The sequence below is a fragment of the Stenotrophomonas sp. SMYL89 genome (assembly GCF_036319985.1).
Lineage (GTDB): Bacteria > Pseudomonadota > Gammaproteobacteria > Xanthomonadales > Xanthomonadaceae > Stenotrophomonas > Stenotrophomonas maltophilia_Q.
Genome location: NZ_JAWIRW010000002.1, coordinates 25,310 through 50,443, shown reverse-complemented (window position 1 = coordinate 50,443; position 25,134 = coordinate 25,310). Strand labels below are relative to the sequence as shown.

The 25,134-nt window shown below is 67.1% G+C and carries 22 protein-coding genes; 8 read left to right on the top strand and 14 right to left on the bottom strand.

What is annotated here, in order from left to right; genetic code table 11:
• Window positions 1-70: 70 nt before the first annotated feature.
• The 7 genes from V3B41_RS02970 to V3B41_RS02940 form a co-directional block, all read right to left on the bottom strand.
• Window positions 71-544 carry a hypothetical protein gene (locus V3B41_RS02970; RefSeq protein WP_049431248.1) on the bottom strand — a complete coding sequence of 158 codons (474 nt, stop codon included), beginning with the start codon at window positions 542-544 and terminating at the stop codon, window positions 71-73.
• Between the two features lie 29 nt (window positions 545-573).
• Window positions 574-903 carry a DUF3325 domain-containing protein gene (locus V3B41_RS02965; protein WP_049431251.1) on the bottom strand — a complete coding sequence of 110 codons (330 nt, stop codon included), beginning with the start codon at window positions 901-903 and terminating at the stop codon, window positions 574-576.
• On the bottom strand, window positions 900-2,528 hold the full coding sequence (locus V3B41_RS02960) for a PepSY-associated TM helix domain-containing protein (RefSeq protein WP_329860020.1): 1,629 nt from the start codon (window positions 2,526-2,528) through the stop codon (window positions 900-902). Before V3B41_RS02960 ends, V3B41_RS02965 begins: the two co-directional genes overlap by 4 nt.
• Complete coding sequence (locus V3B41_RS02955; protein ID WP_329860018.1) at window positions 2,525-2,839, bottom strand: DUF3649 domain-containing protein; 315 nt, start codon at window positions 2,837-2,839, stop codon at window positions 2,525-2,527. The genes V3B41_RS02960 and V3B41_RS02955 overlap by 4 nt, the downstream gene beginning before the upstream one ends.
• A gap of 250 nt (window positions 2,840-3,089) precedes the next feature.
• Window positions 3,090-4,376: a DUF445 family protein gene (locus V3B41_RS02950; RefSeq protein ID WP_049431259.1), complete on the bottom strand. Its 1,287-nt coding sequence runs from the start codon at window positions 4,374-4,376 to the stop codon at window positions 3,090-3,092.
• A 124-nt stretch (window positions 4,377-4,500) separates the two neighbouring features.
• A complete protein-coding gene (locus tag V3B41_RS02945; protein WP_197633511.1) occupies window positions 4,501-5,379 on the bottom strand; it encodes a plasmid replication/partition related protein in 879 nt (292 codons plus the stop codon).
• A 63-nt stretch (window positions 5,380-5,442) separates the two neighbouring features.
• A complete protein-coding gene (locus tag V3B41_RS02940; protein ID WP_049431265.1) occupies window positions 5,443-6,795 on the bottom strand; it encodes an aspartate aminotransferase family protein in 1,353 nt (450 codons plus the stop codon).
• Between the two features lie 103 nt (window positions 6,796-6,898).
• Between V3B41_RS02940 and V3B41_RS02935 the strand changes: the two genes are divergently transcribed.
• Window positions 6,899-8,395, top strand: a complete 1,497-nt coding sequence (locus V3B41_RS02935) for an aldehyde dehydrogenase (RefSeq protein ID WP_049431269.1) — start codon at window positions 6,899-6,901, stop codon at window positions 8,393-8,395.
• Here V3B41_RS02935 and V3B41_RS02930 read toward each other — a convergent pair.
• Entirely contained in the window at window positions 8,370-8,909 is a 540-nt protein-coding gene (locus tag V3B41_RS02930; RefSeq protein WP_238378632.1) for a hypothetical protein, read from the bottom strand. The two genes, V3B41_RS02935 and V3B41_RS02930, sit on opposite strands and share 26 nt — an antisense overlap.
• A 132-nt stretch (window positions 8,910-9,041) precedes the next feature.
• Between V3B41_RS02930 and V3B41_RS02925 the strand changes: the two genes are divergently transcribed.
• Complete coding sequence (locus V3B41_RS02925) at window positions 9,042-10,343, top strand: MFS transporter (RefSeq protein ID WP_049431326.1); 1,302 nt, start codon at window positions 9,042-9,044, stop codon at window positions 10,341-10,343.
• Here the strand turns inward: V3B41_RS02925 and V3B41_RS02920 are convergent.
• The 5 genes from V3B41_RS02920 to V3B41_RS02900 all read right to left on the bottom strand — a co-directional run bounded on the left by V3B41_RS02920 (window position 10,324) and on the right by V3B41_RS02900 (window position 16,995).
• Complete coding sequence (locus V3B41_RS02920; protein WP_004151683.1) at window positions 10,324-10,785, bottom strand: bacteriohemerythrin; 462 nt, start codon at window positions 10,783-10,785, stop codon at window positions 10,324-10,326. The two genes, V3B41_RS02925 and V3B41_RS02920, sit on opposite strands and share 20 nt — an antisense overlap.
• An 85-nt stretch (window positions 10,786-10,870) precedes the next feature.
• Window positions 10,871-12,214, bottom strand: coding sequence for a diguanylate cyclase (locus V3B41_RS02915; RefSeq protein WP_197620292.1), 1,344 nt, complete (start codon window positions 12,212-12,214; stop codon window positions 10,871-10,873).
• 96 nt (window positions 12,215-12,310) lie between these two features.
• Window positions 12,311-13,864 carry an MASE1 domain-containing protein gene (locus tag V3B41_RS02910; protein WP_049431275.1) on the bottom strand — a complete coding sequence of 518 codons (1,554 nt, stop codon included), beginning with the start codon at window positions 13,862-13,864 and terminating at the stop codon, window positions 12,311-12,313.
• 198 nt (window positions 13,865-14,062) lie between these two features.
• Window positions 14,063-15,667, bottom strand: a complete 1,605-nt coding sequence (locus tag V3B41_RS02905; RefSeq protein WP_049431278.1) for an MASE1 domain-containing protein — start codon at window positions 15,665-15,667, stop codon at window positions 14,063-14,065.
• 50 nt (window positions 15,668-15,717) lie between these two features.
• On the bottom strand, window positions 15,718-16,995 hold the full coding sequence (locus V3B41_RS02900; protein WP_197620291.1) for an FAD-dependent oxidoreductase: 1,278 nt from the start codon (window positions 16,993-16,995) through the stop codon (window positions 15,718-15,720).
• A gap of 160 nt (window positions 16,996-17,155) precedes the next feature.
• Here V3B41_RS02900 and V3B41_RS02895 point away from each other — a divergent pair, with 160 nt between their 5' ends.
• From V3B41_RS02895 to V3B41_RS02885, 3 genes are all read left to right on the top strand, one after another.
• On the top strand, window positions 17,156-17,917 hold the full coding sequence (locus tag V3B41_RS02895; RefSeq protein ID WP_049431284.1) for a gamma-glutamyl-gamma-aminobutyrate hydrolase family protein: 762 nt from the start codon (window positions 17,156-17,158) through the stop codon (window positions 17,915-17,917).
• Entirely contained in the window at window positions 17,914-19,311 is a 1,398-nt protein-coding gene (locus tag V3B41_RS02890) for a glutamine synthetase family protein (protein WP_005408818.1), read from the top strand. The genes V3B41_RS02895 and V3B41_RS02890 overlap by 4 nt, the downstream gene beginning before the upstream one ends.
• Window positions 19,312-19,403: 92 nt before the next feature.
• Window positions 19,404-20,513: a polyamine ABC transporter substrate-binding protein gene (locus V3B41_RS02885; protein ID WP_106550350.1), complete on the top strand. Its 1,110-nt coding sequence runs from the start codon at window positions 19,404-19,406 to the stop codon at window positions 20,511-20,513.
• Between the two features lie 38 nt (window positions 20,514-20,551).
• On the opposite strand, the gene V3B41_RS02880 is transcribed toward V3B41_RS02885, so the two are convergent.
• The gene (locus V3B41_RS02880) at window positions 20,552-21,952 is read right to left on the bottom strand and encodes an NAD(P)-binding domain-containing protein (protein ID WP_197620288.1); all 1,401 of its coding nucleotides are present in this window, start codon (window positions 21,950-21,952) and stop codon (window positions 20,552-20,554) included.
• Between the two features lie 272 nt (window positions 21,953-22,224).
• On the opposite strand from V3B41_RS02880, the gene potA reads away from it, so the two are divergent.
• From potA to V3B41_RS02865, 3 genes are read left to right on the top strand one after another with little or no spacing between them, the layout of a single operon-like run.
• Entirely contained in the window at window positions 22,225-23,361 is a 1,137-nt protein-coding gene (potA, locus tag V3B41_RS02875; protein ID WP_010486163.1) for a polyamine ABC transporter ATP-binding protein, read from the top strand.
• Window positions 23,358-24,290, top strand: coding sequence for an ABC transporter permease subunit (locus V3B41_RS02870; protein ID WP_329860008.1), 933 nt, complete (start codon window positions 23,358-23,360; stop codon window positions 24,288-24,290). Before potA ends, V3B41_RS02870 begins: the two co-directional genes overlap by 4 nt.
• Window positions 24,287-25,129 carry an ABC transporter permease subunit gene (locus tag V3B41_RS02865; RefSeq protein WP_049431292.1) on the top strand — a complete coding sequence of 281 codons (843 nt, stop codon included), beginning with the start codon at window positions 24,287-24,289 and terminating at the stop codon, window positions 25,127-25,129. Before V3B41_RS02870 ends, V3B41_RS02865 begins: the two co-directional genes overlap by 4 nt.
• Window positions 25,130-25,134 lie beyond the last annotated feature (5 nt).

The following is a 25,134-nucleotide window of genomic DNA, read 5'->3' as shown; positions in this document are numbered from 1 at the left end:
CGCAGAACGGTAGCGCCGGGCCATGCCCGGCGAGCGTGGGCCCGGTAGATCCATGCCTGCGTGGACGGCTCTACAGCACCAGCAAGCGCCCCGGCGCGTGGGCCAGCGGCCAATGCCCCCGTTCGTACAGCGCAAGCACGGGTTCCCAGTGCGCCGGCAGGCCGAGGTGCGTTTCCAGCAGGCGTTGACGGAAGGCGAACATCGCTCCATCGCGCGCCACCAGGTGCAGGTCATGTGCACCGCAGCGCAGTGCCGGCAGATCCAGTGCCGAAAGCGCGCGCATCAAGCTCCGGTTGAGTTCGCGCCGGGCGTCGGCCAGTTCGGCGGGATGGGGCAGGGCGCCGTGAAACGGATCCGAATCGCCCAGTGTTGTGGGCATCCACTCGAAACCATCGGTATCGATGGTCCGCAGTGCTTCGGCCAGCGACCGAACGGCGACGACGCCGGCCGTTGCGGGCAGTGTTTCACCCAACCGGGAAAAGAAGCCGATTCCAGACGTCCGCTGCAGCACGCTATCCATGCCGCCATTGTAGATCCACGCCATGCGTGGATGCCGTTGTCCCCGTCCTGCGGTTACACCAACCCCACCACCAGCCCGATCACCGGCAGCGCGATCGCCAGCGGCGCGATCCACGTTGGCCGATACGGGTACAACCCGAACGACAGCGCCACGCCACCCACGGTCATCGCACCCAGCCACAGCACCGGGCCCACCGCCCAGCCGTGGTCGGCCACGCACAGTGCGAAGGCCACTGTCAGCAGCACCCAGCCCAGTACCCGCCACTGCATCCGCCGTGCCGGTGCGGCCGCAGCCTTGCCATGCAGGTCGTGCTGGTGCTTTTCCATCCCCAGCGACAGGGCGGTGAACGCAGAGAACGACAGCGTCAGAGCCAGCAGCATCATGCGCTGGCCTCCACTTCGGCCGCTTCGACTGATGCCTTCGGCGCTGCTGCGGCAGCCGCGCGCTTCTTCATCTCGGCCGCACTCAGCGGTGGCGTCCAGCGCTGCATGCGCCAGCCGCACACCGCCAGCATCGCGCCGAAGGCAATCATCGACAGATCAACGCCGGCCAGCACCCAGTCACCGTTGCGCAGGGTGACGCCGAGGTGCGCGTGTGTAGTCAGCGCGTTGACCACCGGCACCAGCGCGAACGCCGTTGCACCGAGGTACAGCTGCCACGCCCACATCATCCGCTTGGGCCAGATGAAGGCCGCCAGCAACGCCGCGCCCCAGGCGTAGAAGAACACGTTGGCCTCGGCGCTGGAGCGCTCGGCGATGTCCAGCGGCAGCAGGCGGTTGCCCCAGAAGTAGGCCGCGAAGGCAATCGGCAGGCCGGCTACGGTGCCGATGTTCAGCGCATCGACCAGGCGCAGGCCGAAGCCGGTGCGTCCACTCCTGGCATGCTTCGGCCGTTCCTTCACCGCCCACAGCACCACGCCGCTGGCCACCATCAGGCAGCCGACCAGGCCGGACAGGAAGAACAACGCGCGCAGGCCCCAGTCGGCGAAGCGTGCCAGGTGCAGGCCGTACAGCACGCCGCGGGTGGCGGTGGCGCCACCGGACGGCGGTGTTTCTTCCAGCAGCGCACCGCTGACCATGCTGTAGCGCACGGCCGGGGTGTCGGTGGACAGTCGCTTGCCGTCGCGCTGGCGGATGTCGATCACCGCATTGGCTGCGCCCGGGTTGGATACGGTGAAGCCGGCCACTTCCACGCCGTGCCAATGCGCGCGTGCGCTGTCCAGCAGCTGTGCGATCGGCAGCGCGGTGGCGCGTCCTTCGGCGGGCGCGGTCACCTCCGGCATGCCGCCGAAGGCCTCGAAGAAGAATTTGTCCTCGTCCTGCGGATAAGCCACCTTCACGCCCCAAGGCAGGTACATGATCATCAGGGTGACGATGCCGGTGTAGGTGATCATCGCGTGGTACGGCAGCGCCATCACTGCGCTGACGTTGTGGAAATCGAGCCAGGAACGCAGGCCCTTGTCCTTGCGGAAGGTGAAGAAGTCCTTGAAGATTTTCTTGTGGGTGATGACGCCGGTGATGATCGCCACCAGCATGAACATCGCGCAGAAGCCGACCAGATAGCGCGCCCACAGCACCGGGATGTAGTGCAGGTCGAAGTGCAGCCGGTAGAAGAAGTCGCCGCCGCGGGTCTCGCGCGCCTTCAATGCCTGGCCGGTGTTCGGATCCAGCGTGGCGTCGCCAAAGCCACCGCGGCGGCCACGGCTGGGGTCGGCCAGCTCCGGTGGCAACCGCCAGAACATCTGCATGGCCGGGTTGCGCGGCTGCGGCAGCGTGACGAACCAGTTCCCGGCCTGGCTGGCATTGGCCTGCAGGTAGTCCACCGCGCGCTGCGCGGCCACATCGATGCTGACCTTGTTGGCCGGCAGCTCCGGGCGCATCCAGCGGCTGATTTCCTCGCGGTAATAGCTGGCTGTGCCGGCCATGAAGATCAGCAGCAGCAACCAGCCGACCAGCAGCCCGGTCCAGGTGTGCAGCCAGGCCATCGATTGGCGGAATCCGTTCTTCATGCCCAGGCCCCCATCAGGCGCGCAATGCCTGCCATCAGCAGGGCCGGGGCGAGGATGCCCACCCAGGCGCGCAGTGCGCTGCGGGTGGCGAATGCCCACAGAGGGGCACAGGCGGCGACCAGGATCGCCAGCAGCATGCCGGTCAGCACGGTCTGGCCGCGCGCGCCGGGCAACGCCACCGCGCAGAACACGCTGGTCACCGAGGCCAGCGCATAGCCGCCGAAGATCGCGGCCAACGAACGTGACAGCACGCCCCAGCGCGGGTTGGAGAAGACAGTGCGGGGGCTGGCGGTTGCGGGCGAGCGGTCCACGGCGTTCCTGCAGGTAGGGGAGGGGATGGAACGCGTCCGCGGCCCCCTTGCGCCCTGCGCATGTCGCCCAGCGTGTCCCATCGACGAAGCACCGCCCGCGCAGACGGGCAGCTCAGAGGTCGGGGATGTACACGGGCGATGGGCGCGCCTTCCGCGCCTGTTTGGCTAAGCGTACAACCGATTAGAAAATGATAGGCATTCGCATTTCGTTAATCAAGCGTGACGGCGCCCGCTCCCGTGCAGGGAGGCTTCAGAAGCGGAAAAGGACCGTCGCAGCGTGCAGCAGCAGGCCGATCAGACCGCCGACCAGGGTGCCGTTGAAGCGGATGAACTGCAGGTCACGGCCCACGCTCAGTTCCAGCTGTTCGACCAGGTGCCGCTCGTCCCAGCCTTTCACGGTCTGCGCGATATGCGTGGTCACGCCCTCGCGCAGGCGGCCGGTCAGGCGCTGCGCACCTTCCAGCAGGTGCTGGTTGAGGGCCTCGCGCAGGGCCGGGTCAGCCTGCAGGCTGGCGCCCAGCGACGCGAGGCTGCGCTGCAGGTGGCCGACCAGCGCCGAGTCTTCGCGTTGCAGATCGGCGCGCAGGCTGGCGTGGATGCGCGTCCACAGCCCTTGCACGTAGTCCTGCAGGGCGGGGTGGTCGATCATTTCCTGCTTGAGCTGCTCGATGCGCTCCGCCAGGGCCGGGTCCTCGCGCAGGCGCTGCACGTAATTCTGCAGCCAGGTCTCGTAGTCCTGGCGCAGCGGATGCTGCGGCTCGGCCAGCACCTGCTGCAGTTCTTCCAGCACCGCCCGCGCCAGGCGCTCGGCCAGGCTGTCGCCGATCTCGTCGATCGGCTTGACCCAGTTCACCGTGCTCGACAACGTCGGCCATTCGCGCTGGATATAGCGCACGATCAACTGCGAGGCGCGTTCCTTCACCTCCGGTTGTTCCAGCCAGCGCCCCAGCCGCTGCAGGCCCTCGTCCAGCACGCGCTGGTGGCGCCCATCGGCGGTCAGCAGGGCCAGCAGTTCACCCGCGGTGGCGGCGGCATTCCACTGCCGCAGCTGCTGCACCACGAAGGCATGCAGCTGCCGGCGTACTGCGGTTTCGTCGAAGAAGTCCAGCGCCTGCAGGGCCCAGCCGCGGGCCATGTCGGCCAGCATGCGCGAGCGTGCCGGGTCGGCCAGCCAGCTGCCGAGGCGGCTGGCCGGGTCGAATACCTGCAGCTTGGCCAGCAGCACACCTGGCTCCAGGAACTGGTCGCGCACGAACAGCGCCAGGCTGTCGCCGATGCGCTCCTTGCTGCGCGGGATGATGGCAGTGTGCGGAATCGGCAGGCCCATCGGCCGCCGGAACAGGGCGACGACCGCGAACCAGTCGGCCAGTGCACCGACTGCGGCCGCCTCGCAGAACGCCGAGACCCAGGCCCAGATACCGCGCTCGCCCTGCCAGTGGCTGACTGCGAATCCGGCCAGCATCAACAGCAGCAGGCCGAGCGCGAGGGCTTTCAGGCGCCGCAGTTGTGCGCGGCGCGGATCGTGGGCAGGCATCATGCCGGAAGTCTAACCGCAGCCCGGTGACGCCTGTCTGTAGAGCCGAGCCCATGCTCGGCTGCTCATTGCCACGCGCAAAGCAGCCGAGCATGGGCTCGGCTCTACAGAAGCGCGTCGAGAGCGCCTACAGCGCTTCCAGCTGCTTGCGCAGCGCGGCCAGCTGCGCGCGCAGGGTGTCGTTCTCGCGGGTCAGCGCGACCACGCGTCGACGCAATGCCGGTGCGTCCTCGCCCAGCTGTTCCAGTGCGGACAGCACTTCGGCATCGCGGCTGGCGATCTCGTCCTCATCCGCCTCCTCGAAATCCATCTCGGCCGGTTCAGGCTTCGGCGCGCGCGGCTTGCGCTTGGACTCGCGCACGCGCTTGGCGGCCTGCTTCAGCTCGTCCTTGCCACCGGCGGCGGCGGCGCGCTGTTCTTCTTCGGGCAGGTCGGCCACGGCCGCGGCGGCGCTGATCGAGATCACGCCAGCCTTCACCGCCTCCACCACCTCGGCCGCGGCCTGGGCGTGGATGCGTTCGATCATGCCGACCTGGCTGGTGCTCAGCTTGGCTTCGCGGGCCAGCTCGGCGCGGCTGATCTTCGGTGCCGGTTCCCACGGCGGGTTGTCTTCGCCGCCCCCGTCGGTGACGTCGGCGGTGCCATCGCTTTCGCGCTGCAGCTGGGCCTGCTCGACCTGCTTGCGGGCAGCCAGGATGTCGCGTTTGCGCAGCGCCAGCACGCCGCGCTGGAAATCGGACACGCTGCGCCGGCCCAGGTGCTGCTCGATCATCCACAGGTGCACGTCTTCCATGCTCTGGAAGCGGGTGTTCTGCACCGTGTTGAACGGCAGGCCGTGCTTCTGGCAGATGCCGAAACGGTTATGGCCATCGACCAGCACGTCACCCCACAGTACCAGTGCGTCGCGGCAGCCTTCGGCCAGGATGCTGCGCTCCAGCGCGTCATGTTCGTCCGCGGTCAGCGGGTCGATATAGGCCTTGAGTTCTTCTTTGACGACGATATCCATGGGCACGGCAACGAGCAGGAGCGGAACCGCCCATTGTACCCGCTCGCCGCCGCGGGCCCGGGCTCAGGCCGTGGCCCGGATCATCTCGCCCAGCGTGCCGGTGATCTGGTCGATCTGCGCCTTGTCCACGATCAGCGGCGGTGACAGCGCGATGATGTCACCGGTGCAGCGCACCAGCAGCCGGCCGTCGTGGAAGCAGCGCCGGAACACCTCGTAGCCGCGGCTGCCGGGCATGTCCCGGCGTGGCGCCAACTCGACCGCCCCGACCAACCCGAAGTTGCGGATGTCGATCACGTTGGGCAGGCCCTGCAGCGCGTGCAGCCGTTCCTGCCAGTATTCGCCCAGTTCGATGGCGCGCTCGAACAGGCGTTCCTCGGCGTACACCTCCAGCGTAGCCAGTGCGGCCGCACAGGCCAGCGGGTGACCAGAATAGGTATAGCCGTGGAACAGCTCGATGGCCTGCGGTGGTGCCTGCATCAGCGTGGCATGCACGGCGTCGCTGGCCAGGACGCCGCCCAGCGGCACCGCGCCGTTGCTGACGGCCTTGGCAAAGGTCAGCAGGTCCGGGGTGACCCCGAAGCGCTGTGCGGCGAAGGGCATGCCGACCCTGCCGAAGCCGGTGATGACCTCATCGAACACCAGCAGGATGCCGTGGTGATCGCACAGCTCGCGCAGGCGCTGCAGGTAGCCCGGCGCCGGCAGGATCACCCCGGCGGACCCAGCGATGGGCTCGACGAAGACCGCCGCGATGGTCGAGGCGTCATGCAGCGCGATCAGCCGCTCCAGGTCGTCGGCCAGTTCAGCGCCCTGGCGCGGCAGGCCTTTGCTGAACGCATTGCGCTGCAGGTCCAGGGTATGGCGCAGGTAGTCCACGCCGCCCAGCTGCAGGCCGAACGCCCTGCGATTGTTGGGCAGGCCGCCCAGTGCCATGCCACCGAAGCCGACGCCGTGGTAGGCCTTCTCGCGGCTGATGAAGCGCGTGCGCTGGCCCTCGCCGCGCTGGCGGTGGTAGGCCAGCACGATCTTCATCGCGGTATCCACCGCCTCCGAGCCGGAGCTGGTGAAGAACACATGGTTCAGGGGCGTTGGTGCCAATGCGGCCAGCCGCTGCGCCAGCGCGAATGCCGGCGGCGAGCCCATCTGGAAGGCGGGCGAGTAGTCGAGTGTGCGCGCCTGCTCGACGATGGCCTCGACGATGCGCGGCCGTGCATGGCCCGCGTTGCAGCACCAGAGGCCGGCCGTGCCATCGAGGATCTGGCGGCCGTCGACATCCTCGTAGTGCATGCCCTCGGCACGCACCAGCACACGTGGCGCTGCCTTGTACTGGCGGTTGGCGGTGAACGGCATCCAGTACGCCTCCAATGACTCCGGGCGTTGGGTCGCCAGATCGTGCAGGTCGCTCGCGGAACGCTTCATGCCAGCTCCATCGGGTCCGATGGGGAGAATGTAGCGCAGCCACGTCACGGCGGAGTCGCGGCCACGCCGGTATAACCGGGGAAACTGTTCCGAGGAGCCCGGCATGGCCGACTTTCCCGACCGCAGCCACTGGCAGGCACTGGCCCAGCAGCTTTCGATGCCGACCCAGGCATTCATCGATGGCCGCTACGTCGATGCTGCCCACGGTGCGCGCTTCGACTGCATCAGCCCGATTGATGGCCGCGTGCTGGCGGCGGTTGCCGACTGCGACGCAGAGGACGTGGAGCGCGCAGTGCGGGCGGCGCGGCGTGTCTTCGATGCGGGCCACTGGTCGCAGGCCAGCCCGGTCCATCGCAAGCGCGTGCTGTTGGCCCTGGCGGAGCTGGTGGAAAAACACGCCGACGAGCTTGCCTTGCTGGAAACCCTGGACATGGGCAAGCCGGTGCGTGATGCACGCCGTATCGACCTGCCCGGCGTGGTGCGCTGCCTGACCTGGACCGCCGAGGCGGTGGACAAGCTGTATGGCGAAATCGCACCCACCGGACCGCATGAACTGGGCCTGGTCACGCGCGAGCCTGCCGGCGTGGCGGCGGCGGTCGTGCCATGGAATTTCCCGTTGCTGATGGCCTGCTGGAAGATCGCGCCGGCACTGGCGATGGGCAATTCGGTGGTGCTCAAGCCGTCCGAGCGTTCGCCACTATCGGCGTTGCGGCTGGCGGCGCTGGCGGCCGAGGCGGGCCTGCCGGAGGGGGTGCTGAACGTGCTGCCCGGCCATGGTGCGCGTGTGGGCGAGCCCTTGGCACTGCATATGGACGTGGACGTGCTGGCCTTCACCGGTTCCACCGCCACCGGCGCGAAGCTGCTGGAGTATGCGGGACGGTCCAACCTCAAGCGGGTCTGGCTGGAATGCGGTGGCAAGAGCCCACACCTGGTGTTCGCCGACGCCCCGGACCTGGACGCAGCGGCCAAGGCCGTGGCGCAGGCCATCTTCTTCAACCAGGGCGAAGTCTGCACCGCCGGCTCGCGCCTGCTGGTGCAGCGCTCGATCCGTGAGGACTTCGTGCACCAGGTGATTGCCTATGGCCAGCACATGCAGCCCCGCCATCCACTGGAGGCTGATGCACCGATGGGCGCGCTGGTCGACGCCGCGCACGTGGAGAAGGTGCTGGCCGATATCGCCCGTGCCGAAGGCGAGGGCGCTCGTCTGCTGCTGGGCGGCCATCGGGCCGAGGTGGAAGCCGGCGGCTGCTATGTGCAGCCCACAGTATTCGACCAGGTGCGTCCGGACCACGCGTTGGCACGCGAGGAAGTGTTCGGGCCAGTGCTGGCCGTGCTTGGTTTCGACGACGAGGCCGAAGCGGTGCGCGTGGCCAATGACAGCCGCTATGGATTGGCGGCGGGCCTGTGGACGCGTGACCTGGGCCGCGCCCATCGTGTCGCACGCCAGCTGCGCGCCGGCAGCGTCTGGGTGAACGGCTGGGATGGTGGTGACATGACCGCCCCGTTTGGTGGCTACAAGCAGTCCGGCAATGGCCGTGACAAATCGCTGCACGCGTTCGACAAGTACAGCGAGATCAAGGCCACCTGGATCCAGTTGTAACGACGCGCCCGCCGAGCGCTTTTCGTCGAGCCGAGCCCACGCTCGGCTGCTGTTTGCTCTTTGTAGAGTCGAGCCATGCTCGACTGCTCTTCGCGAGATGCAGCCGAGCACGGCTCGGCTCCACTGCGGCGCTGATGCCGTCACCACCGTCGATGCTGCCCGTAGGAAGACTCAGGATCAGTGGTGCTACCGCAGCCGCGTCCTCCGCGGCAGGCTGGGCGCTGTCTGCCTGCGCAACCTGGGCAGGGCGGGGCATCACCGATGCGGCCGGACGCGTCATCTGTGCGGAGGGCAAGGTGGGCTGCTTGGCTACCGGCGTCGGCAGTTCCGGTGGCAGCCAACGCAGCAAGATCCGTGGGCCGTCGTCGCTGCGCAGTTCGATCCGGCCGCTGTCCAGCAGCCACAGAGAGAGCCCGCCATGCACCAGCAGTACCACCAGCCACGCCGCCATCCGCGGCAGCTTCGGCGAACCGGACCACGACAACGCAACTGCAGCCATCGGCAAGGCATCCATGCAGGGACCGGTGGTGCAGCCTAGCGGGTGGCAGGAAAAAATTCGTTGGCATCGGTGTCGGCTGAAACCATCGCCCCGTGCGACCACCGCCCCGTGGCAGAATCGGCCGATCTACCGTTATCCGTACTGCCGATGTCGACGATCGCTGCTGCCGCGCCGCCCGTGAATTCCCCCCGTCGTGTCCTGCTGGCCAGCCTGATCGGCACCACCATCGAATTCTTCGATTTCTACATCTACGCCACGGCCGCCGTGCTGGTGTTCCCGCACCTGTTCTTCCCGGACAGCAGCGAGCAGGCGGCCCTGCTGCAGTCACTGGCGACCTTCGCGGTGGCGTTCATCGCCCGGCCGGTCGGCTCGGCGGTGTTTGGTCATTTCGGCGACCGCATCGGCCGCAAGGCCACCCTGGTCGCCGCGTTGCTGACCATGGGCCTGTCCACGGTGCTGATCGGCCTGCTGCCGACCCATGCGCAGATCGGGCTGTTGGCACCGGCGCTGCTGGCGCTGTGCCGCTTCGGCCAAGGGCTGGGGCTGGGCGGCGAATGGGGTGGGGCGGTGCTGCTGGCCACCGAGAATGCGCCACCGGGCAAGCGCGCCTGGTACGGCATGTTCCCGCAGCTGGGCGCGCCCATCGGTTTCCTGCTGTCGGCCGGCATCTTCCTGGTGCTGGGCCGCTGCCTGAGCCAGGACGACTTCCTGCAGTGGGGCTGGCGTATCCCGTTCGTGGCCAGCGCGTTTCTGGTCGGCCTCGGCCTGTGGGTGCGCCTGAACATCCACGAGACGCCCGATTTCAAGAAGGCGCTGGAGCGCAAGGCGCCGGTGCGGCTGCCGATGTGGACGGTGCTGCGTGACCACCCGGTGCCGATGCTGCTGGGCACCCTGGGCGCCTTCGCCACCTTCGTGCTGTTCTACCTGATGACCGTGTTCAGCCTGGGCCACGGCACTGCGGTGCTGGGCTATAGCCGCGAGCAGTTCCTGCTGATGCAGATGGTCGGCATGCTGTTCTTCGCACTGGGCATCCCGCTGTCGGCGCGCTATGGCGACCGCTGGGGCACGCGTCGCACCATGATCGTCGCCAGCGTGCTGATCATCGGCTTCGGCGTACTGTTCGCGCCGTTGTTCCAGCCGCACAGCCCATGGCTGGTCACCGCCTTCCTGTGCCTGGGCCTGTTCCTGATGGGCCTGACCTATGGCCCCTGCGGCACCTTCCTGGCCGAGATCTACCCGGTGGAGGTCCGCTACACCGGCGCTTCGCTGTCATTCAACCTGGCCGGCATCCTCGGTGCGGCACCGGCCCCGTATCTGGCGACCTGGCTGGCCGAGCGCTTCGGCCTGGTCGCGGTGGGTTACTACCTGTGCCTGACCGCGGTTGCCACCCTGTGCGCGCTCGTGGCACTGCACCGGCGCGCGCTGCGGCTCAACCAAAGAAGCGCTTGAGCGTGCGACCCAGCCAGCCACCGCCCTGGTGTTCGCGGGCGAACTGGTTCAGGTGCGCCTTGACCTGTTCGGCATAGGCCTGGTCATCACCACGGATGTGGTTGAACAGCCAGCGCGAGAGCATGGTGCGCAGTTCGTCGCTGATGTCCTCGCCGGCCTGGAAGCGCATGCGGTACTCCGATACCCGCTTGATGAAGACCTCATGCACGCGCTTGTGCGCGGCACAGAACGGGTAGCCCGCTTCTTCCATCAGCTCTTCCTCGAACGCGAAGTGCGACATGGTGTAGTCCACCACTTCGTCGATCACTTCACCCACCGCGGCACGCTGCATGCTGGCCTGGGCCACGTGCAGGTGGTTGAGCATTTCGATGATGCGGCGGTGTTGTTGGTCGATCACATCGATGCCGATGTTCAGATCGTCCTGCCAGACCAGTAGTGCCATCCCCGGCTCCCCTTCATGCGTATGTCGGGGCCGACTGTAGAGCCGCCCTGCGCGGGCGGCGTTGATCTGGATCAAAGCGTGCCGGTCAGGGCAGCGCCGGCTCGCGTGGGCGCAGCGGGCTGGCCACCGTGGTGCAGCTGACCCGGTTGCGGCCACCGGCCTTGGCCAGGTACAGCTGGCGGTCGGCTTCGGATATCAGCCGGTGCAGTGCATCGCGCTGCGGGCGCAGGCAGCACAGGCCGATGCTGACGGTCATGCGCAGGGTGGCAGTGCCGATGTCGACCTCCAGCGCGGCGATGCGCTGGCGCAGTTCCTCGAAGTACAGCAGTGCCTCGTCCTGCTCCATGTCAGGTACCAGAAGGCAGAACTCCTCGCCACCGAAGCGTGCGATCAGGTCATGGCTGCGCGCGTGCGCGGCCACCGCGCTGGCCACAGCGCGCAACGCATCGTCGCCGGCTTCGTGGCCATGGGTGTCGTTGATGTGCTTGAAGTGGTCGATGTCGATCATCGCCACCGCCACGCACTGCCCGTGCAGCTGCAGTTGCGGCAGCTGGCGTTGGCTCTGCTCGAGGAAGCAGCGCCGGTTGGGCAGCCCGGTGAGGAAGTCGCGGGTGGCCAGGTCCTGCAGGGTGCCGATCAGCTCCAGTTGGTCCACATTCTGCGAGACCCGGCAGAAGAATTCCTCGCGCGAGAACGGCTTGCGCAGGAAATCGTTGGCGCCGTTCTTCAGGAAGCGCGGGATCAACGACGCATCGGTATTGCCGGAGATGCCGATCACCGCCACCTTGTCGCGGGAGCGCAGGGTGCGCAGGCGGCGGGTGAACTCCACGCCCTGCATGCCCGGCATTTCCTGGTCGACCACGGCGAGGCGGATCGCCGGATGCGCCTCGATTGCAGCCAGGCCCTCATTGCCATCGGCCGCCTCATGCACCTCATGCCCATACATGCGCAGCAGGGCTGCGGCATAACCGCGCGCGGACGGTGAGTCGTCCACCACCAGCGCGGCGATGCGGCGGTTGCGTTCCAGCCGCTGTACCAGCCACACCAGGTAATCGAGGCTGCCGGGCGTGTTCTTCAGCACATAGTCGATGATCTGCTGCTGCAGCACGCGCTTGCGCAGGTCCTCGTCGTAGACGCCGCTGACCACCACGGTGGGCAGGTTGCGCTTGAGGAAGAACTCGACCACCGCGTCGCGGTCGCCATCGGCCAGCACCAGCCCGGTCAGTACCAGGAACCAGCCGCCACCTTCGTTCAGCAGGCGGTCGGCCTCGGCCAGGGTGGAGGCGATCACCACCGGCAGCTCCAGGCGCTGCTCGATGGCCTCGCGCAGCATGCCGGTGAAAGCACGGGAGTTTTCGACCAGCAGGATCCGCTGCGGCAGCGGATCGGCCAGGTCGCCATCGACGGCGGCCTGCGGCAGGACGGGCATGATGCGGTGGCTCACGAGGGAGGGGCTCGGCACGGATAACGGCGGTTTCGGCTGCAACTTTAGCTGCGAACGCTGCGCGCCGGGCGGGATTGCGTGTCAGGCCGCCGCGGGCGACGCGTGGGTGATTGGTTCATGCAGGACCAGTCGCAGCCGATTGCCCCGACAGTGGACTGCTCCGCCGTAGGCAAGCATCCGCCCGGCCAGGCGCTCGATGGCCTGGTGGGTGGTTCGCGTGGACAGCGTGCAGCCACGGTCGAGCAGGCTCACCACAGCAACAATGCCGCGACGTTTGCCTGCCCGACCACTTCGGGCACGCACGCATACCTGGCCGGTCTCCAGCTCCAGCAGAAGTGAAACCGCCTCGATCAGCGAGCGATAGATGGCCAGTTGCAGATCCACGGTCAGCAGGCAGGGATTGCCCGCCAGCCTGGGCGGAATGACGCGATGCGTGTTGTTCCAGATTTCGCATGCACCGCCGGCTTGCAGCGCGATGTAGAGCCCGACCTGTTCCAGTCCAGTGGGATAGACCAGGCTGGCCTGTTCACGGAACAGGCGTGAATGCACCGACGACGCGTGCTGCAGGCTGTTTGCGACCGCATGGTGGCCTTGGGACTTCAGCCAGCTGACCATCTCGCTGAGCGAACTGTCCATGCCCTCGCCCAGGTGTTTCAGGTGGACGGCCCGTTCACGCAGCTCACGCTCGCTGGTCTGATGCGAGCCGCGTGCCAGGCGCAGTGTGGTTGCCTCGGCCAGGCCGCGGGACCGGGCGCGCTGATGGTGGTAGCTGATGCTGGAACCGAGTGCCAGCAGTGCGACACTCATCACCGCCATGTTCTGTTGGGTGGCGAACGTGCCCAGGTCGAATGAGGAGGGCAGGCCGGTGCTGGGCGTTGCACCGTGCAGGGGGAGGTTCAACAACGGAATCGCGATGGCCGCGCCGCGCCACCCATGCATGAAGGTCAGGGCGATGGCGGGCAGGGCGGCCAGCAGCACCATGTGTGTCCGCGTCGTGTGGGCGCCGGCGCTTGTCAATTGCATGCTCAGGCCCAACACCAGCATCACCAGGATCGCCGAGGCGGTAGGGGCGACGAAACGGTCGCTCCAACCGGGGTCGGCCTGCCGTCGCGACCAGAGGAATGCCAACGGCACCAGGGTGATGATGGCGGCGAAGTGGCCAAAGATCGTCCGGTCGACCGCGTCCAGCAGATTGCTGGGTGGTGGGTTCGACCATAGGACATATGAAATGCCCAGGTTGAGACCCGGAACGAACAGTGCCGTGCAGAAGGACAGTGACAGCAGCCAGAGACCGGTAGCTGCTTCGGACGGCATTCTCATCCGATGCAGGTAGACCACCAGCATCGCCATCGGCATCAGCAGTGTCGAAGCCAGGATGACCCAGTCCAGGCCATAGGTGTCGATCATGGGGATGCGCAGCGTTGCGAAGTACGCGTACTCGCCCAGCAGCAGGTAGGGCCACAGGCGGGTCGGTACGATCAGCAGTGCCGCTGCACGGATGCCCGCCGGCAGGAAGAACTGATCCAGCGAGAACTGACGCGAACCGAGGCAGCTCAGCGCATAGACGGCCGCGAGGGCGATCCCGGCTGGCCGGATACGGAAGCTCAGTTCAACGGCCTTTTTGAATCGGTCCAAACCCGAGCCTCCCTTGCTCGTGACATGGCAGCGGCGGTGCGGGTTGCTTGAACGCCTCAGGACGCGCCATTGGATGACAGTATCGACAGGAGCATGGGCGCGCAATTGCACGCCGGCGCCAGGTCCTGACGGGGTAGGTTCGGCGCCGACCAACGATCACTTTCGAGTAATGATCTGCATCTCCTTTCATTGGGAAAGTCAGATCGCGGTCCGGGGGGGGCCACGGTCGATGGAGCGTGTGCTTTCCCACACGGCTTCAGCAGCGCCTGCCTGGCGGGGAGCTTCCCGTGCTTCGGTCAATACCATCCTGAGCCTGTTGCCACTCAAGTCCATGTGGCCCGCATGTGCTAGGACCCGGCCCAGCAGCTGCTCGTTTGCCAGTTCCTTTGCACGGCTTCCCAGTGATTCGCGGCGGTCCAGAAGAGCCACGCAGATGAAGGCACCACGCTTCCGGATGGAACGTCCGCAGCGGATACTGACCGAGATCTGCCCAGGCTCGCATTTCAATAGAAGCGATACCGCGTCAACCACGAGCCGGTAGGCAGCAAGCTGCAGGCCGACCCCGAGCGCGCAGGGGTCCCCCGTCAACCTGGGTTGTCCGATTCGATGCGTGGCATTCCAAGCCTCACGCACCCCACCGGCTTGCAACGCCACATACAAGCCCAGTCGCTCCAGAGCGGCGGGATAGATCATGCTGGCCTGGGCCCGGAACAGGCGTGAATGCACCTCCGAGGTATGCCGCAGGCTGTCAGCCACCGCGTGATGACCCTGAGCATGGAGCCAGTTCACCATCTCGTTCAGAGACAGGTCCATGCCATCGCCCAGCTGGCGCAGGTGCGCCGCCCGTTCGCGCAGGTCCATCTCGCTGGCCAGATGTGAATTCCGCGCAAGCTGCAGGGCCGCTCTGCCATCTTCCTCGCGCAACCGGTGCTGGTTCTGGAAGTGGGTGATGCGAGCGCCCAGCAGGAGCAGGGCGATGCTGGCGATGGCCATGGCCTGCTGGGTCGCGAAGGTCGCCTGATCGAATGCCGTCGGATGGTCGGAGGGAGTGCTCAGGCCAAGGATCATGTTCACGGCGGCGACACCGATGGCCGCACCGCGCCATCCCAGCAGGCAGGTCAGGGCGATTGCGGGAATAGGCAGGATCAACAACAACTGCAGCGAACCGGGGGCCGTGATCGAGGCAGGTACCGGCGTCGCCTGCAGGCCGATGACCAGCATGGCGGCGAGTGCTGCGACCGTGGCCGCAACAGACCGGGTTGTCCATTTTTCCTCGGCGCGGCGTATCCACAGCAATGCCAGAGGCGCGAGGATCAGGATGCCGGTGAAGTCGCCCAGCGCATAGCGCAACACATTGGTGAGAAATGTCTCTTCATGCAACGGGGCCCAGAGCAGGTACGAGATTCCCAGGTTGAGCAGGCTGATGACCGTCGCGGCGCATGCCGCGATGGAGATCACGCCGACGATCGTGGTACGTGCCAGCAGTCTCCGGTGCAGGCGCACGATCAGCATCACGGCAGGCATCAGGAATACCGAGGCCAGGATCACCCAGGTCAGGTTGTATTTGCTGATCAGCGGGATGCGCAGATGCGCGAAGTAGGCGTATTCACCCATCAGCAGGTAGGGCCAAAGACGGGGTGGGCACAGCAACAGCGCGGCCACCCGCACGCCGGCAGGCAGGAAGAACTGGTCCAAAGACAGCTTGCGCGCGCCCCAGCAGGCCAAGGCATAGAGCAGCGCCAGCACCAGCCCCTCGGGGCTGACGCGTATCTTCACCTGCAGGCCGTCCTTCCACCACTGCATCCACGTGCTCCCCAGCGCCTGCGCCGATTATGTGGCTGGGAAGGGTCCCGCTACCACAACGCATCCCGCAGCTTGTACCACGACATCGCCGCCACCAGCAGCGGCGTGCGCAGCAGCCGGCCGCCGGGGAAGGGCGCATGGCGCAGGCGCTGGAATACGTCCAGGCGCTCGCTCTGGCCGGCGATGGCGGCGGCGATCACCTCGCCGGCCAACCCGGCGGCGGCGACGCCATGCCCCGAAAACCCCTGCGCGAAATACAGATTGCCGTCCAGCCGGCCCCAGTGGGGTGCGCGGTTGCGGGTGATGTCCACGTAGCCACCCCAGACCTGGTCCAGTACCACGTCGGCCAGCTGCGGGAAGACATCGTGCATGCGTCGCTGCATCACCCCGCGCAGGCCGGGCGGGGGCAGTGCCGAGTAGCTGGCGCGGCCGCCGAAGAGCAGGCGGTGGTCGTGGCTGAGGCGGAAGTAATCCAGTGCCCAGGCGGTGTCGGCCACGGCCATGTTGTTGCCGATCAGGGCGCGTGCACGTTCGGCACCCAGTGGCTCACTGGCACCGATGTAGGTGCCCACCGGCATGATCCGCCGCTCCAGCTCGGGCAGCAGGCCCTGCAGCCAGGCGTTGCCGGCCACCACCAGGTGTGCGGCGCGCACGCGGCCCTGTGCAGTGTGCAGGGTCGGCTGCGCTCCGCGCTGGATGCGCACCACGGGCGAATCCTCGTGGATGACCACCCCCGCCGCACGCGCTGCAGCGGCCAGGCCGCGCGCGTACGCCAGCGGGTGCAGGTGCGCGCTGAGCGGGTCGAACATCGCGGCTCGATAGCGCGGGCTGTCCAGCTGCGCGCGCAGGGCGTCACGGCTCCACCACTGCATGGGGTAGTCGTAATGCCGTTGCAGGTGCTCGCAGTTGGCCTGCAGGTCGCGCTCGTGGCGTTCACGGATGGCGACGCTGGCGTGGCCTTCAACCCAATGGCAGTCGATGCGGTGGCGATCGATGCGGGTGCGCATCGCCTGCACCGCGTCGCGCGACCAGTCGAACAGGTGGCGTGCATCGTCGCGACCCAGCTGCCGCTCCAGCTCGTCCACCTCGCAGCCGTAGCCGACCAGTGCCTGGCCGCCATTGCGGCCGGAGGCGCCCCAGCCGATCCGCTGCGCCTCCAGCAGCACCACGCGCTGGCCGCGCGCGGCCAGTTCCAGCGCAGCAGTGAGGCCGGTATAGCCGGCGCCTAGCACCGCGACATCGGCATGTACGTCACCCTGCAACGGAGGCAGTGCGGGCGGCTCGGGCAGGCTGGCTGCGTACCAGCTGGGCGGGAAGGCGGCGCTCACTGCTGGCCTCGCGGGCGCAGGGCGGCAGGACGGAGCGGGGCAGGTCGATCAGCGTTCACCAGCGTAGTTTCACCGATGCGCGACGGCCGTGGCGTGACGGCGATGACTTGCCGCCATTGCGGACAGGCGGGTAACGTGTCGGCACGCCAAGGAGTTTTCCATGCGTCGCCTGCCCTGGGTGGGGCTGCCCACCGACAGCACCGTGCTCGGCCATCATCGTTTCGCGGTGGCCGGCGAGAAGTACGTGCGTGCGTTGGTTGAGGCGGCCGACGTTACCCCGGTGATACTGCCCAGCCTGCAGCCACCGCTGCCGCCCGCCGACTGGCTGCACGGCCTCGATGGCCTGCTGCTGACCGGTGCGGTCAGCAACATCGAACCACAACACTACGAAGGCGGCCGCAGTTGGCCGGGGAACCCGCATGATCCGGCCCGCGATGCCAGCGCCTTCGCACTGCTGCACGAGGCGCTGGCGTTGGACCTGCCGGTGCTGGCGATCTGCCGCGGCTTCCAGGAGTTGAACGTTGCGCTGGGTGGCACGCTGCATCCGCAGGTGCACGCGGTACCGGGTCTGTCGGATCATCGTGAAGACCCGCAGGCGCCGGTTGAGGTGCAGTATGGGCCGGTCCATGCGGTCGCCCTGGCGGTTGATGGTTGGCTGGCGCAGTGGCAGGGTGGCGACCGCGCACAGGTCAATTCCGTTCACGGGCAGGGTATCGATCGACTGGCGCACGGGCTGCAGGTCGAGGCCGTGGCCGATGATGGACTGGTCGAGGCGGCGCGCAGCACACGCCATCGTTTCGTGCTCGGCGTACAGTGGCACCCGGAGTGGCGTGTCATGGATTCGCCGTTCTATCACGTTATTTTCCGTGCGTTCGGCCAAGCTTGCCGGCAGCACCAACAGAACCGACTGGATTCCCGATGAGTTCCCGAACGCGCCCGCGCAAGACGGCTACGCCCCCCGCACCGCAGGAAAGCAGCCTGCTGCGCTGGTTGAAGGAGCGGCGCATCACCGAGGTCGAATGCCTGGTGCCGGACATCACCGGCAACGCGCGCGGCAAGATCATTCCCGCCGACAAGTTCTCGCACGACTACGGTACGCGGCTGCCCGAAGGCATCTTCGCAACCACCGTCACCGGCGAGTTCCCTGATGACTACTACGAGCTGACCTCGCCGTCGGACTCGGACATGATGCTGCGCCCCGATCCTGACACGGTGCGCATGGTGCCGTGGGCGGCCGATGCCACCGCGCAGGTCATCCACGATTGCTACACCAAGAACGGTGAGCCGCACGAACTGGCACCGCGCAATGTGCTGCGCCGCGTGCTGGCAGCCTACGCCGAGCTGGGCCTACGCCCGGTGGTGGCGCCGGAGCTGGAGTTCTTCCTGGTGCAGAAGAACACCGACCCGGACTTCCCGCTGCTGCCACCGGCCGGCCGCTCCGGGCGCCCGGAGACGGCGCGGCAGTCGTACTCGATTGACGCGGTCAACGAATTCGACCCGATCCTCGACCTGATGTACGACTACGCCGATGCGATGAAGCTGGACGTGGACACGTTGATCCATGAGTCCGGCGCGGCGCAGCTGGAGGTCAATTTCACCCACGCCGATGCGATGGACCTGGCCGACCAGGTGTTCCTGTTCAAGCGCACCATGCGCGAGGCGGCGATGCGCCACGGCGTGTATGCCACGTTCCTGGCCAAGCCGATGGAGAACGAGCCGGGCAGTGCCATGCACATCCACCAGAGCCTGGTGCGGGTGAGCGACGGCAGCAATGTGTTCGCCGGTGATACCGATGCTGAAGGCGAGTTCAGCCCGGTGTTCGGCCACTATCTGGGCGGCCTGCAGAAGTACGCGCCGCAGGCGATGGCGTTCTTCGCGCCGAACGTCAATTCCTACCGCCGGCTGGTGTTCGGCGAAGTCTCGCCGAGCAACGTGCACTGGGGCTTCGACAACCGCACCTGCGGCCTGCGCGTGCCGCTGGACACGCCGGAAAACATGCGCGTGGAGAGCCGTTTCGCCGGCTCCGACGCCAACCCCTACCTGGCGATGGCCGCGACCCTGGCCTGCGGCCTGCTTGGCATCCGCGAGCGGCTGGCACCGGACGCGCCGGTGACCGGCAGTGCCAAGGAACTGGGCTACAACCTGCCGCGCTCGCTGGGCGAAGCGCTGGATGGGCTGGAGCAGTGCAGCGAGCTGCAGGCCCTGCTGGGCGAGCGCTTCTGCCGGGCCTACATCTCGGTGAAGCGCAAGGAATACGAGACCTTTTTCCGTGTCATCAGCTCGTGGGAGCGCGAGTTCCTGCTGCTGAACGTCTGAGCATCTGGAATAGAAAAATCCGCCGCCGGGGGGTAGGCTGGCACCCGTCGCCGGCCCCGCCGGCCCCCCCTTCCCGCATTCTGGAGCACCCGATGAAGCTGCGTATCCTCACGCTCGGCCTGGCCTCCGCCATGCTTGCCGCCTGTGGCGGTGGCAACGGCGGCGCGCAGGACAGCCAGGTCCTGAACGTCTACAACTACAGCGATTACATCGCCGAGGACACCATCCCGACCTTCGAGAAGGAGAGCGGCATCAAGGTGACCTACGATGTGTTCGACAGCGACGAGATGGTCGAGACCAAGCTGCTGGCCGGCAACAGCGGCTACGACGTGGTGGTGCCGACCCTGAACTTCTTCGGGCGCCAGATCCAGGCCGGCGTGTTCCTGCCGCTGGACAAGAGCAGGATCCCGAACCTGGCCAACCTCGATCCGGCGGTGATGAAGCGCATCGCCACCCAGGACCCGGGCAACCAGTACGGCGTGCCGTACATGATCGGTACCACCGGCATCGGCTACAACGTGGAGATGCTGAAGCAGCGTTTCGGTGGCAGTACCGACATCGCCAACAGCTGGGACCTGGTGTTCAAGCCGGAGAACATCAGCAAGATGAAGGACTGCGGCGTGACCATCCTGGACACGCCGGCGGACATGATCCCGATAGCGCTGCACTACCTGGGCCTGGACCCGCACAGCGGCGACCCGGCCGAGCTGCAGAAGGCGGCCGACCTGCTGAAGTCGATCCGCCCGTACGTGCAGAACTTCCACTCCTCGCAGTACGTGGGTTCGCTGGCCAACGGTGGCACCTGTCTGGTGGTCGGCTGGTCGGGTGACATCATCCAGGCCCGCGACCGCGCCGAGGAAGCCAGCAATGGCGTGCATGTGGCCTATTCGATCCCGAAGGAAGGCGCCCCGCAGTGGTTCGACATGCTGGCGATCCCGAAGGACGCCAAGCATCCGGAAGCCGCGTACGCGTTCATCAACTACCTGCTGCAGCCGAAGGTTGCCGCGGCCAACACCAACTTCATCCATTACGCCAACCCGGTGCCGACCGCGACCCCGCTGGTGGACGAGGCGATCCGTACCGACCCGACCATCTACCCGCCGGCCGATGTGGCCGAGAAGATGTTCACGTACTCGATCAACACGCCGGAGACCGACAAGCTCTATACCCGGCTGTGGACCGAGGTGAAGACCGGCCGGTAAGCGGCGCGGGTAGCGCCGGGCCATGCCCGGCGGCTGCCTTACCCTGCGTCGGAGTCGACCCTGTCGCTCCGGCCAAGGTGCTGCAGGATGGCAGGCAGCAGGTCGCGTGCATCGCGACCGCCGTTGCACAGGAACGACGAACTCATCCGCTGCAGGTTGTGCATGCCGATGAAGAACAGCCCCGGTTGCGGTGAAACACCGAACTCGCCGAGGGGGTAGCCATGTGCATCCAGCGCGCCCGGCACGTCGAGCCAGGGCCATTCGGCGACGAAGCCGGTGGCCAGCACCACCGAGCGGATACCCGCGGCCTGCAGGTCCAGTTCGCGCGGGGATGTGTCCGGTTCCCAGTGCAGATAGACCTCCTCCGGAATGTAGCGGGCATCGTCGGTGCGTGGCTCGGGATGCGTGGCGTAGTACGCGCTGGCCAGCGAATCGAGATAGGCGTATTCGGCCCGCGTCGCCTCGATCGCGGTACGCAGCTGCGGGCGGACATCGGCGAAGCGGGCGATGCTTCCATCGAAGCCCTGCAACCGGCCCAGCAGCCTGATGCCCGCGCGGTGCATCGCCAGCAGGCTGATCGAGCTGCCCAGGCCGCCGCTTCCCTTGCCGGAAATGAGCGGGAACTCCGCGGTACGCGCCTTGCGCAGCGCATCCGGTTCCCCGGCCAGCACGCCCGCCGCTTCACTCACATGCTGGTGGATGCGCCCGGCCATGTCCCACCAGGTCATCGAGTCCTTGCCGCGCAGCCGGCGGGTATGCGAATGACGCTGGGCCAGTGACCAGTACACGCTGCGACCGCTGTCGTGCAGGTCCTGGGCGATCTGCGCGCCGGACTGCCCACCTCCGATGACCAGCACGGTGCCATCGGGCAGCTGGCGGGCACCACGGTAGTCGCCCGAGTGCAGCACGGCAAGGCCGGGCGCGGGCGCGAAGGGGACCCGGGGCATCCGCGCACGGCGGTACTCACCGGTCGCGACCACCACCGCGCGGGCATGGATCAGCCCCTGGCTGCTGTCGATGGCATAGCCGCCGCACTCGGGCGCGACCCGATGTACCGCGCACCCTTCGCTGATCGGCAACACGCGCTCGTCGGCATAGTCGCGGAGCCGGCGGATCACCTCCGGGGCGCCCATGAAGCCTTCCGGGTCATCGCCCGCATAGGCATGACCGTGCAGGGCCATGGTCGCGTTGGCGGTGTTGGTCTGGAACGAATCCCAGCGCCGCTGCCAGCTGGCGCCCACGGTTTCGGCCTCCAGCACGCGATGCTCGACGCCGGCCTCCTGCAGGAGTGCGCTGAGGGACAACCCGGCCTGGCCGGCGCCGATGATGGCCAGCGGCAGCCCTGCGGGCACGGATGACGACGGACGGGAAGGGAGAGCGGAGGGGCTGACGGGGGGAATCAACGGGATGGGTCCATGCAAGGCCTTGATCCGGGCCATTGCGCGGGGGATGCCCCGGGCCTTCAACAGATCCCGCTCCGAAAAACGTTGCAGATCGGGTCGTTGCCCGTGGTGTCTGGCCGGGACGCCGCAGGCGCGATCGGGCAGCCCCGGCCTTTTGCGCGGACGGGCCCTGATGGCGGGGTAAAACCGACACCCCCTGCGGCCCGGGAGCGGGCCGCTGGCGGCTTCCGCCCGTCGCCGTCATATCCCCTTCGGCCCCCGGCCGTTAGAATGGCCGCCGCTGTCCACCGCCCGCTCCCGGAGCCCCCATGCCCGTTGAAGCCCAGCCGGTAGCCGCCGTCGTCGACACGACCGGTGCGCCCGGCTATCTCTCCATTCGTGATTTGCGCAAGGAATTCGACGGTTTCGTCGCCGTCGACGACGTCAATCTGGACGTGCGCAAGGGCGAGATCTTTGCCCTGCTCGGTGGCTCCGGCAGCGGCAAATCGACCCTGCTGCGCTGCCTCGGCGGCTTCGAGACGCCCACCAAGGGCAGCATCACCCTCGATGGCCAGCGCCTGGACGCGCTGCCGCCGTACCAGCGGCCGGTCAACATGATGTTCCAGTCCTATGCCCTGTTCCCGCACATGACGGTCGAGCAGAACATCGCCTTCGGCCTGAAGCAGGACGGCCTGGGCAAGGATGCGATCAGCAAGCGCGTCGGCGAGATGCTCGACCTGGTGCAGATGGGCCACCTGGGCAAGCGCAAGCCGCACCAGCTGTCCGGTGGCCAGCAGCAGCGCGTGGCGCTGGCGCGGTCGCTGGCCAAGGGGCCGAAGCTGCTGTTGCTGGACGAGCCGATGGGCGCACTGGACAAGAAGCTGCGCTCGCAGATGCAGCTGGAACTGGTCAGCATCATCGAATCGTCGGGCGTGACCTGCGTGATGGTCACCCACGACCAGGAAGAAGCGATGACCATGGCCACCCGCATCGCGGTGATGGATGCCGGCTGGATCCAGCAGGTCGGCAAGCCCGACGAGGTCTACGAGCAGCCGGCCAACCGCTTCGTCGCCGAGTTCATCGGTTCGGTCAACCTGTTCGACGGGGTGATCGACGAGGACCTGCCCGAGTACGTCACCGTGCGCTCGCCGCTGTTCCCGGCGCCGATCTACATCGCCCATGGCATCACGGGCTATGAAGGGCAGCCGGTCGCGTTCGCGCTGCGCCCGGAGAAGGTGATGATCGGCAAGGACGAGCCGGAAGGGCACACCAACAAGGCCCAGGGGGTGATCGAGGACATCGCCTATTTCGGCAGCCACTCGGTCTACCACGTGCGCCTGCCCAGCGGTGCCAAGGTGCTGGCCAACTTCGCCAACTCGCAGCGCTGGGCCAGCGATGGCCTGACCTGGGGCGACAGCGTGTGGGTGCACTGGCGCGACAATGACGGCGTGGTGCTGACCTCATGAGCACGGCCGGCCTGAAGCGCTGGCGGCCGGGGCTGCGTGCCACGGTGATCGGCATTCCGTACCTGTGGCTGCTGCTGTTCTTTGCAGTGCCGTTCCTGATCGTGCTGATGATCAGCTTCTCGCTCAGCCGGGTCGGCTCGCCGCCGTATACCTGGCTGCTGCAGTACGTGGACGGCGGCTTCTCGCTGAAGCTGAACCTTGAAAACTACCTGGCGCTGTTCCGTGATTCGATCTATGCGCAGGCGTTCCTCAGCTCGATCAAGATCGCGGCGATCTCCACCTTCCTGACCCTGCTTATCGGCTACCCGATGGCCTATGCCATCGCCCGCCTTTCACCGGCAGCACGCAACGTGGCGATGATGCTGGTGGTGCTGCCGTCGTGGACCTCGTTCCTGATCCGCGTGTATGCGTGGAAGGCGATCCTGGACCGCAACGGCCTGCTCGACCAGTTCCTGCAGTTCACTGGCCTGCAGTCGCTGATGACCAGCCTGGGCCTGCCCAAGCTGCAGCTGATCGATACGCCGACCGCCGCCTACATCGGCATCGTCTATTGCTACCTGCCGTTCATGGTGCTGCCGCTGTACGCCAACCTGGTCAAGCATGACCACCGCCTGCTGGAAGCGGCCTACGACCTTGGCGCCAAGCCGTGGCAGGCCTTCCTGCGCATCACCCTGCCGTTGTCGAAGGCGGGCATCATCGCCGGTTGCATGCTGGTGATGATTCCGGCGATCGGTGAATTCGTGATCCCGGAAATGCTGGGTGGCTCGGAGACGCTGATGGTGGGCCGCCAACTGTGGAACGAGTTCTTCAACAACCGCAACTGGCCGGGCGCCTCGGCGATGGCGGTGGCGATGATCCTGTTGCTGCTGGTGCCGATCCTGTTGTTCAACCGTTCCCAGCAGCGCCTGCTGGAAGGGAAGCAGGCATGAGCCCGCGCACTGCCAAGGGCCTGGGGCTGGGCGTGCTGCTGCTCGGCTTCGCCTTCCTGTACCTTCCGATCCTGCTGTTGATGTTCTATTCGTTCAACAGCTCGCGGCTGGCGATGGTCTGGGCCGGCTTCTCCACCCGTGCCTACAGCGACCTGTTCGCCGACCGCGCGTTGATGGATGCGATGTGGACCAGCCTGGTGGTGGCGTTCTGGACCGCCTGCACTGCCACCGTGCTGGGCACGCTGGCGGCGATGGTGATGACCCGCTTCAAGCGCTTCCGCGGCAAACCGCTGTTCGGTGCGCTGGTCACTGCACCGCTGGTGATGCCGGACGTGATCCTGGGCTTCTCGCTGATGGCGCTGCTGGCCTCGATGGGCGCGATTCCCGGCTTCCCGGCACGCGGCCTGACCACCATCTGGATCGCCCACGTCACCTTCACGCTGTGCTTCGTCACGGTGGTGGTGTCCTCGCGCCTGCAGGAAATGGACCTGTCGCTGGAAGAAGCGGCGATGGACCTGGGCGCGAGCCGGCTGACCGTGTTCGGCCGCATCACCCTGCCGATCATCGCGCCGGCGCTGGTGGCGGGCTGGCTGCTGGCCTTCACCCTGTCGCTGGATGACGTGGTGGTGGCGAGCTTCGTCGCCACGCCGGGCTCGACCACGCTGCCGATGAAGGTGTTCGCGTCGGTGCGCATGGGCATCAGCCCGAAGATCAATGCGTTGGCCACGCTGCTGGTGTCGGCGGTGTCGGTCGCCGCGGTGATCGGCTGGTACATCAATGCGCGTGCGGAGAAGCGGCGCCAGCGCGACCTGCAGCTGGCGCGGCAGGACAACGGCTGACGCCG

Coding starts and splice junctions, on each gene's coding strand:
- V3B41_RS02970 (WP_049431248.1), bottom strand. CDS start 544: ATGGCGTGGATCTACAATGGCGGCATGGATAGCGTGCTGCAGCGGACG.
- V3B41_RS02965 (WP_049431251.1), bottom strand. CDS start 903: ATGATGCTGCTGGCTCTGACGCTGTCGTTCTCTGCGTTCACCGCCCTG.
- V3B41_RS02960 (WP_329860020.1), bottom strand. CDS start 2,528: ATGAAGAACGGATTCCGCCAATCGATGGCCTGGCTGCACACCTGGACC.
- V3B41_RS02950 (WP_049431259.1), bottom strand. CDS start 4,376: ATGATGCCTGCCCACGATCCGCGCCGCGCACAACTGCGGCGCCTGAAA.
- V3B41_RS02945 (WP_197633511.1), bottom strand. CDS start 5,379: ATGGATATCGTCGTCAAAGAAGAACTCAAGGCCTATATCGACCCGCTG.
- V3B41_RS02940 (WP_049431265.1), bottom strand. CDS start 6,795: ATGAAGCGTTCCGCGAGCGACCTGCACGATCTGGCGACCCAACGCCCG.
- V3B41_RS02935 (WP_049431269.1), top strand. CDS start 6,899: ATGGCCGACTTTCCCGACCGCAGCCACTGGCAGGCACTGGCCCAGCAG.
- V3B41_RS02930 (WP_238378632.1), bottom strand. CDS start 8,909: ATGGATGCCTTGCCGATGGCTGCAGTTGCGTTGTCGTGGTCCGGTTCG.
- V3B41_RS02925 (WP_049431326.1), top strand. CDS start 9,042: ATGTCGACGATCGCTGCTGCCGCGCCGCCCGTGAATTCCCCCCGTCGT.
- V3B41_RS02920 (WP_004151683.1), bottom strand. CDS start 10,785: ATGGCACTACTGGTCTGGCAGGACGATCTGAACATCGGCATCGATGTG.
- V3B41_RS02915 (WP_197620292.1), bottom strand. CDS start 12,214: ATGCCCGTCCTGCCGCAGGCCGCCGTCGATGGCGACCTGGCCGATCCG.
- V3B41_RS02905 (WP_049431278.1), bottom strand. CDS start 15,667: ATGCAGTGGTGGAAGGACGGCCTGCAGGTGAAGATACGCGTCAGCCCC.
- V3B41_RS02895 (WP_049431284.1), top strand. CDS start 17,156: ATGCGTCGCCTGCCCTGGGTGGGGCTGCCCACCGACAGCACCGTGCTC.
- V3B41_RS02890 (WP_005408818.1), top strand. CDS start 17,914: ATGAGTTCCCGAACGCGCCCGCGCAAGACGGCTACGCCCCCCGCACCG.
- V3B41_RS02885 (WP_106550350.1), top strand. CDS start 19,404: ATGAAGCTGCGTATCCTCACGCTCGGCCTGGCCTCCGCCATGCTTGCC.
- V3B41_RS02880 (WP_197620288.1), bottom strand. CDS start 21,952: ATGGCCCGGATCAAGGCCTTGCATGGACCCATCCCGTTGATTCCCCCC.
- potA (WP_010486163.1), top strand. CDS start 22,225: ATGCCCGTTGAAGCCCAGCCGGTAGCCGCCGTCGTCGACACGACCGGT.
- V3B41_RS02870 (WP_329860008.1), top strand. CDS start 23,358: ATGAGCACGGCCGGCCTGAAGCGCTGGCGGCCGGGGCTGCGTGCCACG.
- V3B41_RS02865 (WP_049431292.1), top strand. CDS start 24,287: ATGAGCCCGCGCACTGCCAAGGGCCTGGGGCTGGGCGTGCTGCTGCTC.